Source organism: Psychrobacter sp. TS_SC_6 (assembly GCF_056156305.1).
This window is the reverse complement of the sequence record NZ_CM149590.1, coordinates 2,778,675-2,792,231: the sequence shown is the minus strand read 5'-3', so window position 1 is coordinate 2,792,231 and position 13,557 is coordinate 2,778,675. Positions and strand designations below refer to the sequence as shown.

Below are 13,557 nucleotides of genomic sequence, written 5' to 3'. Positions count from 1 at the left end.
CGGTGTTAGTTTGGTTGTTTGGCTGGCTTGGTCAGTATTATACCCCGTTTTCTGCAGTTTCTTCTTTGACGCTGCGCGCGTTACTGGCGGTCATTACTGCCCTTGCTTTTAGCATGATTTTTGGTAATCGCGTTATTCGACGTTTGCGTGCACTTAAATACGGTCAGGCGATTCGTAATGATGGTCCGCAATCGCATTTGGTCAAAACTGGTACCCCGACCATGGGTGGGGTGCTGATTTTGAGCGCAATTGGGGTATCGACGTTGCTTTGGGCACGTTTGAATAATCCGTACGTTTGGATTTTGCTTATTGTCATGATTATCTTTGGTGCGGTAGGCTGGGCGGATGATTGGCTCAAAATTAAATATAAGAACCCCACAGGTCTAATCGCTCGCAAAAAATACTTTTGGCTATCCATGGGTGCATTATTCGTCGGCATTTCTTTATATTATATTGCCACACTACAGCCCAATGCTGTGACGACGCGTGAGATGCAGGATTTGTTATTACCAATCTTTAAAGATTGGATGATTCCCTTTTCAGCTGTGCCGTTTGGTATTGGTTTTATTATCTTTACTTACTTTGTGATTAATGGCGCCTCTAACGCGGTCAATTTAACTGATGGCTTGGATGGCTTGGCGATTTTGCCAGTGGTCTTGGTTGCTGCAGGCTTGGGCGCGATGGCATATGTCTCTGGTGACGTACGCTTTGCGGATTACTTGCACGTACCTTATATTGCCTACAATTCTGAGGTTATTATTGTCTGTGGCGCGATGATTGGCGCAGGGCTTGGCTTCTTATGGTTTAATGCCCATCCAGCCCAAGTATTTATGGGTGATGTGGGTGCGCTGTCACTGGGCGCAATGCTCGGTACCATTGCGGTAATGACACGCCAAGAAATCGCTTTCGCAATTATGGGCGGACTGTTCGTTGCAGAAGCACTGTCGGTAATACTACAGGTTGGCTCATATAAGCTACGCAAAAAACGCGTCTTTCGCATGGCACCGCTGCATCATCACTTTGAAGAGATTGGCTGGAAAGAAACCCAAGTGGTGGCAAGGTTTTGGATTATCGCTATTATCTTGGTAATCCTTGGATTGATGACGTTAAAGCTGCGTTAGAACAGTAACTCAGATTAATCTTGATATTATTCGTTAAAAAGCCATCTCAAATTTATTGAGATGGCTTTTTTGTTTCCCATACTATCTTTTCTCATACCTTTTAATACTTAGCATGGCTGAATTTTGGTAAAATAACAGCCATATTGCTATGATTTGAGATACCTGTGTCCTTATTTATTTGTCCCCTTTGTCAGTCATCACTACAGCCTGCCACCGATATATGGCGCTGTGATGGTAGCTTGCACCCAAAACAAACTGCGCATCCTTTCGATGTGGCGCGTCAGGGTTACGTTAATTTGCTACCTGTCCAACAAAAAAAATCTAAAGCACCGGGTGATAGTCAAGCGTCCATCGAGGCACGGAAACGGTTTTTAAACGCAGGGCATTATCAGCCATTACAAGCGCTTATTTGTCAAAAAATGGTGGAACTTTTAGCAAAAAATGAGTTGTCATCTGAACAAACTGGTAAACCAGTCAATTGGCTGGATATCGGCTGCGGCGAAGGTTATTATACCCAAGCGATGGCTCAGACAGGCATGGATACACTGATTGCGGCAGATATTAGTAAACCTGCCATAGTAGAGCTCGCAAAAGCGAGCAAGGCCGCAAGTTCTCTTTGGAATCAGCAAGATAAGAACGATGGTATGAAAACAGCAGTGATTTATCCATTGGTAACCAGTGCTGCTCATTTGCCTTTATGTGCGCAAAGTATCAATGGGATTAGCAGTATTTTTAGTCCTATTCTGCCCGTAGCATTCAATGAAGTATTAAGCGATGAAGGCTATTTAATCATTGCTAAACCAGATATCGGGCATTTAGCAACAATGCGTGACGCTTTGTTTGACGATGTCCGTGAGCACGATTCTGACAAGTTTTTGCAAGAATTAGCACCATATTTTACGCTGCTTAATACTTATAATGTCAGTACTGAGTTAACATTATCAGCAGATGATTTGGCTGATTTGCTGACTATGACTCCTTACGCATATCGTGCGCATACCGAAAAAAGACAAGCACTACTAGCTTCAGTTGCAACCGAAACATTTGCAACTGAAGCCAAGTTTGTCGTATATATTTTACAGAAAACAACGAACGTATAAGTTTATTTATCGCTATGTTATCTTATCAAGACACTGCACAAAATAACGTGATGGGCTTATAAAACAGGTCCCATCGTAGCAATGATATTGTTCCAAATCCTAGAAACTAGTGGCCAGTTTTTGACCTCATCACGTGTTACTTCGTCTGAGTCAGCGATATATTGGTATTGGCGCTCGATAATATCCGCCGTCAGCTTTTTATCGCTAAAGAGAACGTTATTCTCATAATTCAAATCAAAGCTACGCAAGTCTAAATTGGTCGAGCCAATTAAGCCGATTTCATCATCAATCGTCAAGGTCTTGGCGTGTAACAAGCCTGGTTTATATTCATAAATTTTTACCCCCGCTTCGAGCAATTGCCAATAAAAACTGCGACTGGTCGCGGCAACGATAAAGGAATCGTTATTTTTTGGAAAAACCATCGTCACTTCAACCCCGCGATAAGCGGTCGCGCATAAAATACTGACGAGTGAATAGTCGGGCACGAAATAAGGCGTAGAGATAATCAGCGTCTCTTGCGCTTGGCTAATCAAAGCACCCAAAAACTGTGGCGTGGTACCGTGACGCTGAGTGGGACCATCTGAAAAGACTTGGGCAGGGAAGCCATTAAGTTTTGGCGTGCTATCATAATAAAAGCTATCAAGCGGAGTATCTGGGTTTTCAATCAACCAATCACTGGCAAATAACATCTGATTTTGTGCAACGACAGGCCCTTCGATACGCAGCATAATATCAACCCACGGTGCATATTTTTGCTTTACCATAAATTCAGGATCGGCACAGTTGCGACTGCCTGAGTAGCCAATTTTGCCATCAATAACGGTAATTTTGCGGTGATTACGCAGATCAATACGGCTAAACAGCATTACTTTTATAAAGTTGGTTAGAGGGAGGGCGACACTGACTTGTACGCCAGCATCTTGCATTTCTTGCCATATCTTTGAGCTCACCATCTTCCGTGAGCCCATGCCATCAACCATCGCCCGACAAGTAACACCGCGCTTTGCTGCTCGGATGAGAGCTTGCGCTGTATCAATACCCATGCCATCGACGAGCCAAATGTAATACAGCACATGGATATGGTCTGTTGCAGCATCAAAATCGGCAATCATGCGTCTGCGGGTTTCGCTTGCATCTGCCATGAGCTCTGCCTGATTACCCTCCGTCGTATGAAAACCGGTGGCTTTTGCTGCATAAGCAAAGGAAGCTTGATAAGCGGGCTTGATCATCTTCTCTAACGTCGTCTCATGACCAAGAGCACTTGGACTGTGAGTATGTAATCGCTGAATAATATCGTCGCGTTTTTGCCCAAAGTCATGACCCAAATGTACTTCACCAAACATCCAGTAAATCAGCACACCAAAATAAGGCAAAATAAACAAGATGACAATCCATGCTAATCTAGCGGGCGAAGTCAAATCATGACGAGATAAGACCCGTAAAGAAATCAGGATCAGTAGGATAAAATGTATCGTCAACAAAATATCTACGATCATAACAGCGTCCCTTATTATTTTTTATCTAAGAAGTATCAATCGCTTCGACTAGTCAACAATATAAGCCATAAGCAGCCTGTCTAGTATTCTCCAAAAAGCCAACCACTGACAAAGGCAAAGTACTCTCGAAACCAAGCATTGTAGCGGATGTATAACGGAGTAGGGCTGGCAAGCATAAGAAAACTATAAGATTTATCTTAATGGTTTTTAAAGGATATTTAGGGGAGAGTGGACAGATTGGGAAAACAGGTATTATATAAGATTGGCGGTGAAGGAGGAAGTCAAACTATTTATTTAAGTGTTTGATAAATATAATAATATTTATTATAAATCTAGTTGTAGACCAACTATTAGACCAACATGTACAAAGTGTTGAATGCAAGGCAGATGATGGGATTTATTTTATAATAAGATGTAACTAAGTATTTCCAGAGTGATATTTAGTTTTAAATATATACTATTACTAAAAAACCTTTTAGGTGAATCAATATTAATGTCTATTATTCTTAGTCAATATTTTACGAAATAACAGTTAAGCTATAATGACAAAGAGTTGGCTATCTTAACAGGCAAATAGCCAAAGCACTTTAGTTTTTTAACAAAGAACTATTTGCTCAAAATTCAATTCTATCAACTGATGGATCATTCATTGCCATTAGGACACTAGAAGCTTCCTGAAGGGGTGAAGACTGAACTGTGTTTTGAATGGCAGTCATTGCCATCGAAATTAATTCAGGGTTATCACTTTCAATACCTTGGTCCAGCCTATGAAACATCTCATCAATAACGTGTCTACGTTCTATAAAGCGCTCTTTGAGATACGACTCTAAAAACTCTCTTTGATTGTTAGTTTTTGATAATTGCACTTCTCTCCAAGCTGAAATTGCTTCGCGCTTAGTATGCTCAGTCTGGCAAACCGTCTTATAGTCAGCGTACGCGTTAACCAGCATCTCAAAGCCTTTAGCAGCATTAGATACAGGGTCTTTGGAGGAGGTAAAAGCTTTCTTCGAATTACTGGTAATTTCTTTCATATGGTCGATTTTCCTAGTTATATTTCAAGATAGCCTTCGCACTTATGACGTATGTTCTGTACTGCTTGTCCCTCGCTATTCAAAATAGGCTGATCTAAAATCTTTTTGAGTGACTTTCCTATAGCAAGCATTGTTGTAAAGGCCTCTGGGTCAGACGCGTCATTAACTTTAATTTGTTCAAATCGTTTGACCGTTTCGAGCAATACCTTTTGGACCTCAAGTGCGTTGATAGTAATGGCTTTTACAGCAACCTCCATCAGTTCAATTTCAGCAATATTAGCATCGTTTCTTGCTTCTACTGCTCTTGCTTTAGTTAGAGCTTCTTCCCCTTTCCCCGCTAAATGAAGACCTGTAATGGCTAATGCAGGACCGGCAATTAAACCACCTAACACCATAGTACCACCAGCCATACCCAAACCACCTGTCGCAAGAGAACCACCGCCAAGCCAAGCTAAGGTTGCATTCGTTGAAGCAGCTCCTGCAAGCGTTGAAATGGCTGTTCCTGTAGAGGCTGCACCGAATAAGCCTACTGTTCCATAAGCCCCCATACCTGTAAGAACTCCGGCAGTCACACCGCTTGCAATGCCGTTTTCGATTTTAACTGCGGTAGTAACACCCTGTTTCATTTCTACATATTCTTGCTCAGTTAATATTTGATTGAAGTTTTCAATTCTTGAGCCAGCATCTTTGATTTTTCTCAACATATCTATGATATGTCTAATTTGGTTATTGAATATATCAACTTTTAGTTGACCCAAATTCCTAAGCTCATGATTAGCGTCAGAGCTAGACAGTTTCAAGACGTCTCTTTGCATCTTTAGTCGTACTTGAGACCATTCAACAATGCTATTAGCATCAGATATGTCTGACATGCCTTTGGCACCTGAAGCTACGCCAACTCCTGCTGCGGCTAAAGCCATTCCGCCTAGTATAAATGGAATAGGCATGTGAAACTCCTTGGTTATTTAAACCTGTATAATCGGTAAGTTGTTTTCTATTTGAGCTTTCTGACAGGCACTAATGTTCAGATTTATATAGTCTTCATAATTCATAGTAGAGAAAGCGTAAAAATACATTGCCTCGATATTACAAATTAAAGGTCTGTCTTCATAAATACCGCAATTATTATTGGTTTTATCGAAGTGAATACACACTCCATTACCACTGTCTAAGCTCTCATATAGTTTTTGATTTTGCAGGTTCTGGCAGCACCAGCCACATTGATTACAAGGAAACTTATCTTTTGAAAGAGTGTGACTTAGTTTAGGTGGTTTCTCTATAAATTTAGACTCTATTATTCTCACAATACTCTCTTGATTTGGTGTATCCGTACTTTTCACAATGCTTCGATTCTTTCTGTTATGTTTTTCGTCAAATCTTCTATATGTTGCTCATTCTCTAATATCACGCCACGTTCATTCATGTCAACAAAGCGTGAACTTACCTCAGTAGCGATTTTTTGAAAGTCATCCATCAAATCGAGAAATTCTTCATTATTATCAGTGCTTAATTTATATTGCTCAATAGTAGATATTTTTTCTGATAGCTCATATATTAAATCTAGCAGTGCTTGCTCTTCGTCAATAGACTCATCATTTTCTAATAACATAGCAATTTTGTCTTCTATATCCTCAATACGTTCATCAATGTTATCTAAGGCATCAGTGATAACATATGAATAGATATCTTCTATTTGCTCTACTGCAATTTCTTTATTTTGGTTTAGGTAGGCATTGATACAGTCTGATAGCAGCTCTGCATAGGAGCGGGCCACTTGATCAGTAGACTTTATGGCATATTCGTTTATATAGAGTATCTGATTTGACTGATCGTAGTGGGCTGACGCAAGCTCAACAACTGCATCCCAATCGTTTGAGGCATTTTTTAGAATAATAACGTACCCATCTTCTTCCTCGCTGAAATGCAAATAGATACCTTCTTGTAGGTTTTGGCTGGCAGTTATATCTATATTCAATATTCCTAAAGCAAAAGGAACTTCAAAGCCTGTTGCTGCTTGCGCTTTCTCGGTTCTATCGATATATTTGAGTAATTCTTCCTCACTCATACTTTCAGGAAACCACACACCACCGCCTGCATTAAGTGGTAATCTTTTAGACTCATCACGGAAGTAATCGTCAAAGAAACTACGTAATGGTATTAGCAATGCTTTATTAGAGTTTATGTCTTCGCTAACAGTATCTGGTTGCTCAACAATTATTTGAGTGCTATTCGCATTTTGAGTTTCAGCGTCCTCTTTTATTAGTAAATCGATATTATATTTTGCAACGTCATCACCTTGATCAGCCGCTTTTTGGAACCATTCAAGGGCTTTGATATGATCCTGTGCAACACCTAAACCGTCTTTATACATCAATGCAAGATTGACTTGTCCTGTATGGTAGTTCTGATGGGCTGCTTTTTGGAACCACTCAAATGCTTTAAAATGATCTTGGTCAACACAGTGACCATTGTTATACATGCATCCAATACTATCTTGAGCTGGTGCATAATTTTCACTAGCTGATTTTTTAAACCACTCAAGTGCTTTAGCATAGTCTTGTGATATACCATTTCCATTGAGATAGTCCATTCCAATTAGCATTTGTGCTTCAAGGTAGTTTTTGCTGGCGGAATTTTGGTACATCGGGTTGCTCCAAGTTCTTTGATATAAGCTTCAGCGGCTTTTATGGTATTATTCACAACATATAACACTTTGTAAACTATTGTTTCTAATTTATTGCAATTTAGTGAGATTTTCAGATATTAATTCATGTAAAGAAAGACCTATATATCTCATAGTGACATATTACATTTGGCTTAGATAAACAGCATAAATTAATGACTATATACCGTTATCCCATGCAAAAGTAAAAAGTGTCATAACCGAGTATCAACCAGAGACAGCAAATATATAATGCTATTGCGATGAATACGCGTAATACACCAAATTAATCAATCGTATATTCGTTTAACGAAATAACAAATAAATAAGGGATAGTCGGTATGCCCACTAACCAAATCAATCAAGACGATATCAACAAAGCCGTCTGGAACGCCTGTGACACCTTTCGTGGGGTCATCAGTGCCGATACCTATAAAGACTTTATCTTAACCATGCTGTTCCTCAAATATCTGTCTGATGTTTATAAAGATGAATACACTAAACTGGTTGAGCAGTTTGGCGACAACCCAGAGCTGATCCACGCCATGATGTCCAAGCAGCGTTTTGTATTGCCTGAGGGTGCAAGTTTTTGGGACTTATACGAGCAGCGTCATCAGCCGGGCAACGGTCAACGTATTGATGAGGCACTCCATGCCATTGAAGAAGCCAACGGCACCAAGCTCAAAAACGTCTTCCAAGACATCAGCTTTAACACCGATAAACTGGGTCAAGAAAAGCAAAAAAATGATCTACTCCGCCATTTATTAGAAGACTTTGGCAAAGACATTCTGAATCTAAGTGCTGAGCGGGTCGGCAGCCTCGATGTGATTGGTAATGCTTACGAATACTTAATCAAGCACTTTGCCGCGAGTAGTGGCGCGACGGCGGGCGAGTTCTATACACCGCCCGAAGTATCGAATTTGCTAGCGACTATCCTTGAGCCTGTCGAAGGGGATGAAATCTGTGATCCTGCCTGCGGTTCAGGGTCGCTACTCATTAAGTGCGGGGCGATGGTACGCAAAAACTCAAATTCTAAGAAGTATGCGCTATACGGTCAAGAAGCCATTGGCTCGACATGGGCACTGGCAAAGATGAATATGTTCCTACACGGTGAGGACAACCACCGTATCGAGTGGGGCGATACCATCCGTAATCCGCTGCTACTCGATAAAGATGGCAAGCACTTATTACAGTTCGATGTGGTGACGGCCAACCCGCCGTTTTCACTAGATAAATGGGGTCATGACGATGCCAGCAGCGATCCCTATGGTCGCTTCCATCGCGGTGTGCCGCCCAAGACCAAGGGCGACTATGCCTTTATCAGTCATATGATTGAAACGCTCAAACCTGCGACTGGTCGCATGGGTGTGGTGGTGCCGCATGGCGTGCTGTTCCGTGCGTCTAGTGAAGGCAAAATCCGTCAGCAGCTCATCGAAGAAAACCTGCTCGATACGGTGATTGGCTTACCAGAAAAGCTGTTCTTTGGAACCGGTATTCCAGCGGCTATTTTATTGTTTAAAAAGAACAAAACCGATGACAAGGTATTGTTTATCGATGCCAGCAATGAGTTTAAATCAGGTAAAAACCAAAACCAGCTCACCGATGACAATATTAATAAAATCATCGCTACTTATAAGGCGCGGGAAAGCGTTGATAAATATGCTTATCTAGCCAGCTTTGATGAAATAAAAGAAAACGACTTTAACCTAAATATTCCACGCTATGTCGATACTTTTGAGGAAGAGACAGAGATTGATTTGGAGGCGGTGCGTGCTGAACGTCTTGAGTTGAAAGCTGAATTGGATAGCTTAGAGACTGAGATGGCAGGGTTTTTAAAGGAGTTGGGTTATGGTGCCTAATGGTTGGAAACTAACTTCACTTGGTGATATTTCTAGTAAAATTCAAACTGGACCTTTCGGTAGTCAACTTCATGCTCACGAATATACAGATGAAGGTATTCCAGTTTTAATGCCGAAAGATTTGATTGACGGCAGAGCAGATATTAATAATGCAGCAAAAATACCAGAAACTAGAGCTGATGACCTTGTTAAGCATAAATTAAAAAAAGGCGATATTTTATTTAGTAGAAGGGGTGATGTTGCTCGATTTGGTTTAATAACAGAAGAATCTGAAGGCGCACTATGTGGAACAGGATGTTTAAAAGCCTCTATTAGTAAAGAAAATTCAGCTTTATTTTTATCTTACTTTCTGCAAAAAAGTACAGTAAGAAAGTGGCTAGAGCAGAATGCCGTTGGGCAGACAATGCTAAATCTAAATACCACTATACTTTCTGAACTACCTATTATGGTAGCATCGTCAAAACAGGAACAACAAAAAATCGCCAAAATCCTATCTACTTGGGATAAAGCGATTAGCACCACTGAACGTTTAATTGAGAATAGTACCCAGCAGAAAAAAGCCTTGATGCAGCAGTTACTAACGGGCAAAAAGCGGTTGCTTGATGAGTCGGGTAAGCGGTTTGAGGGTGAGTGGGAAGAAGTTAAGTTGTCAGAAGTAGCTCAAATTACAATGGGTTCTTCTCCAAAATCTGAAGCTTATAACGAGATCGGTGACGGTCTACCCTTGCTCCAAGGTAATGCAGATATTAAAAACAGAAAATCAACGCCAAGAATTTATACGTCACAAATAACTAAAGAATGTCATATTGATGATATTTTATTTAGTGTCAGAGCCCCAGTTGGTACAGTTGCTATATCCAATCATCATGCTTGTATTGGACGTGGTATTGCTGCCATAAAAGCCAAGAAAAATCACTCTCAAGATTACTTATATCAATGGCTTTTATCATTTGAAACAAAGTGGGAACGCTATTCGCAAGGTAGCACTTTTGAAGCTGTAAACAGTAATGATATTAAATCGTTAAACCTCTCCGTTCCAAATTTAAAAGAACAACAAAAAATCGCCACTGTATTAACCAATGCTGATAAAGAAATCGAATTGCTTGAGCAGCAGTTGGCTGATTTGCAGCAAGAGAAAAAGGCGCTGATGCAGGTGTTGTTGACGGGTAAGAAGCGGGTGATGGTTGATTGATGAATGCTAAAAGTACAGGAAGAGTATCGCCTTCGATGATTCCTAAAAGCTTAGAAAAATCTATGTATTTAGGACTGGGTGGTATTCCATTAGAAACCATGCCAACTGATCATACTGACTTCCTGTTCTATAATCCTACAGGTTATTGGTCATTTCCAAATCAAACCACAATTTATTCTCTAGAGTCGCAGTATTTACTACTATATACAGAGGTCGAAATAAAACTGTGGGGAAGTTCTCAAGAGTACCTAGATGCAGAAAGCTCAATCAATACTGATTGGAGAAACATGCTGGTCGACACAGGTTACAATCCTGAAAGTTCGTTAAGCAAAAGTGAATTTGATAAAGTATTAGGACAGTTAACTGATGCTGACGATAAAAAATTTCTACACAAATACCTTTATACCATAGATGTTTTCAACTTAATTTCTAATATTCAGGAAATTTCAAAAGAAGTGATTTATCTGAGCGGAGATTTTTATTACATTCTAAACTTTGAATCAGAGTTATCAGAGTTATCAGGCTTATCTAATAGTGATAAGCAGATGTATAGGACTACAAAGTCTCCTATAGCCAATAAGCTAATTGGTTTAATGGCATTGATTTATATAAGACTTCATAGCTTGCTAGATTATCAAACGAAGCTTGCTTATGAGATTGAGAAGATCAAAACTAGCTTTGAGAAATATCCTAAATTAGCATCAAATAATAAACTTTACAGTGATAAGAAAAAGCTTAAGATTAACGAAAGCATAGGAACTCTTTTTGAAAAGGATGCTTTTATTAATGGGATAGAGTCTTATCGCAACGAGTTAATCCACAACAGTTTATTAGATGATACTCCAAGAATATATGAAAATTATGAAAATAATGAGTTAGTTGAGCGATATATCCTTCTGCCTGATACGGATGAAAACGGTAGAATAGAAGGTTATGTCAATCGAAAGTTCTTTTATTCTCAGGAAGTGAAGTTTAATCTGATTTTACCAGACCTACTTCAAACCTTCCAAGAAAGACAGCTCAAAACTTTACGAGTATTAACACAAAGTATGCAACCGTAGGTTGTGTTTCACAAACCTATGAAGTTCCTATAGAAAAATGATTATAAGAAGATATAAACTCATGTTCAAAAAAGCTATAGTACTACTCTCAATATTACCTTTAACGGCTATGGCTGCTCCAGTAGTAGAATGACCCCTGCTGTCAATCCCGTAGAACTAAACTTGGGAGAATTTAGTTACGCAGCCTGACGATAAAAGTCAAACCACACCTGTCTTGGCGATTTATAGCCCAAACCCTTTTGAATCCTAGTCTGATTGTAATACAGCTCGATATATTTGATGATATCAGTAATGGCTGTGAATTGTGTTTTATAGTCCTTATGATATATTAGCTCATTCTTTAATATGCCCCAGAAGCTTTCTATTGGCGCATTGTCATAACAATTGCCACGACCACTCATAGAGCCTGTAAAGTGATGCTGCTTGATGATTTTGTGGTAGGCATGGCTACAGTACTGACTGCCTCTGTCTGAATGAACGATTAGCCCTTTGCTTGGACGTTTATTCTTGATTGCCATATTGAGTGCACGGCAAACTAAATCTGCGGTCATGCGCTTGTTGATAGCATAGCCGACCACCTCTTTGGTATATAAATCTTTAACGCCTGCCAAGTAAAGCCAGCCCTCAGCAGTCCAGATATAAGTAATATCGCTTACCCATGCTTCATTAGGACGGTTTGCATCAAACTTCTGATCCAGCACGTTTGGATAGACGAGCTTGTTATGATCGGAGTCAGTGGTGACTTTAAAGCGCTTGTGACGACGGCATTTAATGCCGTATTCTTCTTTGATGCTTCTAACCATATATTGGCTGATATCGTACCCTTGCGCTCTTAGGTGGGCATGCAGTCGATCTACGCCATAGCACTGCTTGGTCTGAGTATGAGCGACTTTAACCAGTAGTTCACACTGATTGCGATGTATCTGTTGGTCGCTGAGATCACGACCCAGCCAGTCGTAATAGCTTGATAACTTAACACTTAGCACGCGGCACATAGTGGTGATGCGAAAAAGGTGCTGGTTATCTTTGATGAAGGCGTACCTGACTAGCTGTGCCTTGCAAAGTACGCCGTCGCCTTTTTTAGAATTTCGCGCTCCTCTTCAGCTACTTTAAGCTGCCGCTTGAGCTGCTTTATTTCTTGAAGAGCACTCATAAGATCAGGATCATATTGTTCTGTGCCAATAAGCTTGCCTTGATTGGCTTTGTTCTGCCAGTTCGATAACGTTTGCATCGCTATGCCAAGTTGCTTGGCTGTGGCTGAAACATTACCGTTATTGTCTGCTATTTTCTTAACGGCTTCTGCTTTAAATTCGTCACTGTAGGTTCTTACTTTCTTGGTCATGGTAAACTCCTGTTGTTGTGCTTAGTTTACCAAGTTTAGTTGTACGGTTTCTTCAGCATAGCTCAGAAGGTGTCTATGTTAGCGGAACAAATAAGCGAGTACATCTAAGCAGTTTTGATTATGAAGGTTCAAAGCATTATGAGCTTTTCCTTGCCAATATGATTGGCGACTCTAGCTTTGTTACCGCTAGTAAAGCCAAGCCCATTCAAGACAATAGCACTGTTGTCTTTACAGTACCAGAGAGTGCTTACCTAGAGTATCAACCCAACTTAGGTTGCCAAGTTGAGGTTAAGTTTTCACCCAATGAAATTCAACTAAAAAACTTGACCAACTGCATGTCTATTGAAAAAGCTTTTAATGGCTCTTACGTCTACTCAAAGCAATCTAGTTTGGTTCCTAAAAAATACCAAGGCGCTTGGGGAGAATGCGAGTATGCCAAAGCAAGTCGTCAGTCAGCGTTCCTAAGCGACAGTACGGGCTCTTCAAATGGCACTCAACACTTCAAGATGATAAAAGTAGAGCCCAGCTCTTCTAATGTATTAGATGTCACTGGCGCATTTTATTATGAAGCCAACCCAGTGGTGGACAGTGTAAGATATGAATATCTAGCAGATAAAAGTGTACGTATTCAAGCTGGTTGGAATGACTCTGCATCAACTTATAAAAAATGTCGTGACTAGCTCCACACTTCTT

The 13,557-nt window shown here is 40.3% G+C and carries 12 protein-coding genes and 1 pseudogene; 6 read left to right on the top strand and 7 right to left on the bottom strand.

What is annotated here, in order from left to right; genetic code table 11:
* Positions 1 to 2 precede the first annotated feature (2 nt).
* On the top strand, positions 3 to 1,121 hold the full coding sequence (gene mraY / locus AC0J5Y_RS11885) for a phospho-N-acetylmuramoyl-pentapeptide-transferase (protein ID WP_475130874.1): 1,119 nt from the start codon (positions 3 to 5) through the stop codon (positions 1,119 to 1,121).
* 164 nt (positions 1,122 to 1,285) lie between these two features.
* Positions 1,286 to 2,221: a putative RNA methyltransferase gene (locus AC0J5Y_RS11880; protein WP_475130873.1), complete on the top strand. Its 936-nt coding sequence runs from the start codon at positions 1,286 to 1,288 to the stop codon at positions 2,219 to 2,221.
* A 56-nt stretch (positions 2,222 to 2,277) separates the two neighbouring features.
* On the opposite strand, the gene cls is transcribed toward AC0J5Y_RS11880, so the two are convergent.
* From cls to AC0J5Y_RS11850, 6 genes and pseudogenes are all read right to left on the bottom strand, one after another.
* Positions 2,278 to 3,717: a cardiolipin synthase gene (gene cls / locus AC0J5Y_RS11875; protein ID WP_475130872.1), complete on the bottom strand. Its 1,440-nt coding sequence runs from the start codon at positions 3,715 to 3,717 to the stop codon at positions 2,278 to 2,280.
* An 80-nt stretch (positions 3,718 to 3,797) separates the two neighbouring features.
* A pseudogene (locus AC0J5Y_RS11870) lies at positions 3,798 to 3,896 on the bottom strand (YdcF family protein); the annotation flags it as partial.
* A gap of 435 nt (positions 3,897 to 4,331) precedes the next feature.
* A complete protein-coding gene (locus AC0J5Y_RS11865) occupies positions 4,332 to 4,748 on the bottom strand; it encodes a hypothetical protein (RefSeq protein ID WP_475130871.1) in 417 nt (138 codons plus the stop codon).
* Between the two features lie 17 nt (positions 4,749 to 4,765).
* Complete coding sequence (locus tag AC0J5Y_RS11860; RefSeq protein ID WP_475130870.1) at positions 4,766 to 5,695, bottom strand: hypothetical protein; 930 nt, start codon at positions 5,693 to 5,695, stop codon at positions 4,766 to 4,768.
* Positions 5,696 to 5,713: 18 nt separating this feature from the next.
* On the bottom strand, positions 5,714 to 6,052 hold the full coding sequence (locus AC0J5Y_RS11855) for a YkgJ family cysteine cluster protein (RefSeq protein WP_475132166.1): 339 nt from the start codon (positions 6,050 to 6,052) through the stop codon (positions 5,714 to 5,716).
* A gap of 32 nt (positions 6,053 to 6,084) precedes the next feature.
* Entirely contained in the window at positions 6,085 to 7,392 is a 1,308-nt protein-coding gene (locus AC0J5Y_RS11850) for a tetratricopeptide repeat protein (RefSeq protein WP_475130869.1), read from the bottom strand.
* A 359-nt stretch (positions 7,393 to 7,751) separates the two neighbouring features.
* On the opposite strand from AC0J5Y_RS11850, the gene AC0J5Y_RS11845 reads away from it, so the two are divergent.
* The 3 genes from AC0J5Y_RS11845 to AC0J5Y_RS11835 are packed head-to-tail and all read left to right on the top strand — an operon-like array spanning position 7,752 to position 11,522.
* Positions 7,752 to 9,269, top strand: coding sequence for a type I restriction-modification system subunit M (locus AC0J5Y_RS11845; protein ID WP_475130868.1), 1,518 nt, complete (start codon positions 7,752 to 7,754; stop codon positions 9,267 to 9,269).
* Positions 9,259 to 10,461, top strand: a complete 1,203-nt coding sequence (locus tag AC0J5Y_RS11840) for a restriction endonuclease subunit S (RefSeq protein ID WP_475130867.1) — start codon at positions 9,259 to 9,261, stop codon at positions 10,459 to 10,461. The genes AC0J5Y_RS11845 and AC0J5Y_RS11840 overlap by 11 nt, the downstream gene beginning before the upstream one ends.
* Positions 10,461 to 11,522, top strand: coding sequence for a hypothetical protein (locus AC0J5Y_RS11835; RefSeq protein WP_475130866.1), 1,062 nt, complete (start codon positions 10,461 to 10,463; stop codon positions 11,520 to 11,522). The genes AC0J5Y_RS11840 and AC0J5Y_RS11835 overlap by 1 nt, the downstream gene beginning before the upstream one ends.
* Positions 11,523 to 11,698: 176 nt before the next feature.
* Here the strand turns inward: AC0J5Y_RS11835 and AC0J5Y_RS11830 are convergent.
* Positions 11,699 to 12,864 (bottom strand): IS3 family transposase gene (locus AC0J5Y_RS11830; protein ID WP_475130865.1). Its coding sequence is split into 2 segments (ribosomal slippage): positions 11,699 to 12,606 and positions 12,606 to 12,864, totalling 1,167 coding nucleotides; the frame shifts between segments, so codons are not numbered across the junction.
* 17 nt (positions 12,865 to 12,881) lie between these two features.
* Between AC0J5Y_RS11830 and AC0J5Y_RS11825 the strand changes: the two genes are divergently transcribed.
* Positions 12,882 to 13,544 carry a hypothetical protein gene (locus AC0J5Y_RS11825; RefSeq protein WP_475130864.1) on the top strand — a complete coding sequence of 221 codons (663 nt, stop codon included), beginning with the start codon at positions 12,882 to 12,884 and terminating at the stop codon, positions 13,542 to 13,544.
* The last annotated feature ends 13 nt before the right edge of the window (positions 13,545 to 13,557 follow it).

Bases quoted from the DNA above. Each gene is read 5' to 3' on its own strand.
- cls (WP_475130872.1), bottom strand. From the start codon at position 3,717: ATGATCGTAGATATTTTGTTGACGATACATTTTATCCTACTGATCCTG.
- AC0J5Y_RS11865 (WP_475130871.1), bottom strand. From the start codon at position 4,748: ATGAAAGAAATTACCAGTAATTCGAAGAAAGCTTTTACCTCCTCCAAA.
- AC0J5Y_RS11860 (WP_475130870.1), bottom strand. From the start codon at position 5,695: ATGCCTATTCCATTTATACTAGGCGGAATGGCTTTAGCCGCAGCAGGA.
- AC0J5Y_RS11850 (WP_475130869.1), bottom strand. From the start codon at position 7,392: ATGTACCAAAATTCCGCCAGCAAAAACTACCTTGAAGCACAAATGCTA.
- AC0J5Y_RS11845 (WP_475130868.1), top strand. From the start codon at position 7,752: ATGCCCACTAACCAAATCAATCAAGACGATATCAACAAAGCCGTCTGG.
- AC0J5Y_RS11840 (WP_475130867.1), top strand. From the start codon at position 9,259: ATGGTGCCTAATGGTTGGAAACTAACTTCACTTGGTGATATTTCTAGT.
- AC0J5Y_RS11835 (WP_475130866.1), top strand. From the start codon at position 10,461: ATGAATGCTAAAAGTACAGGAAGAGTATCGCCTTCGATGATTCCTAAA.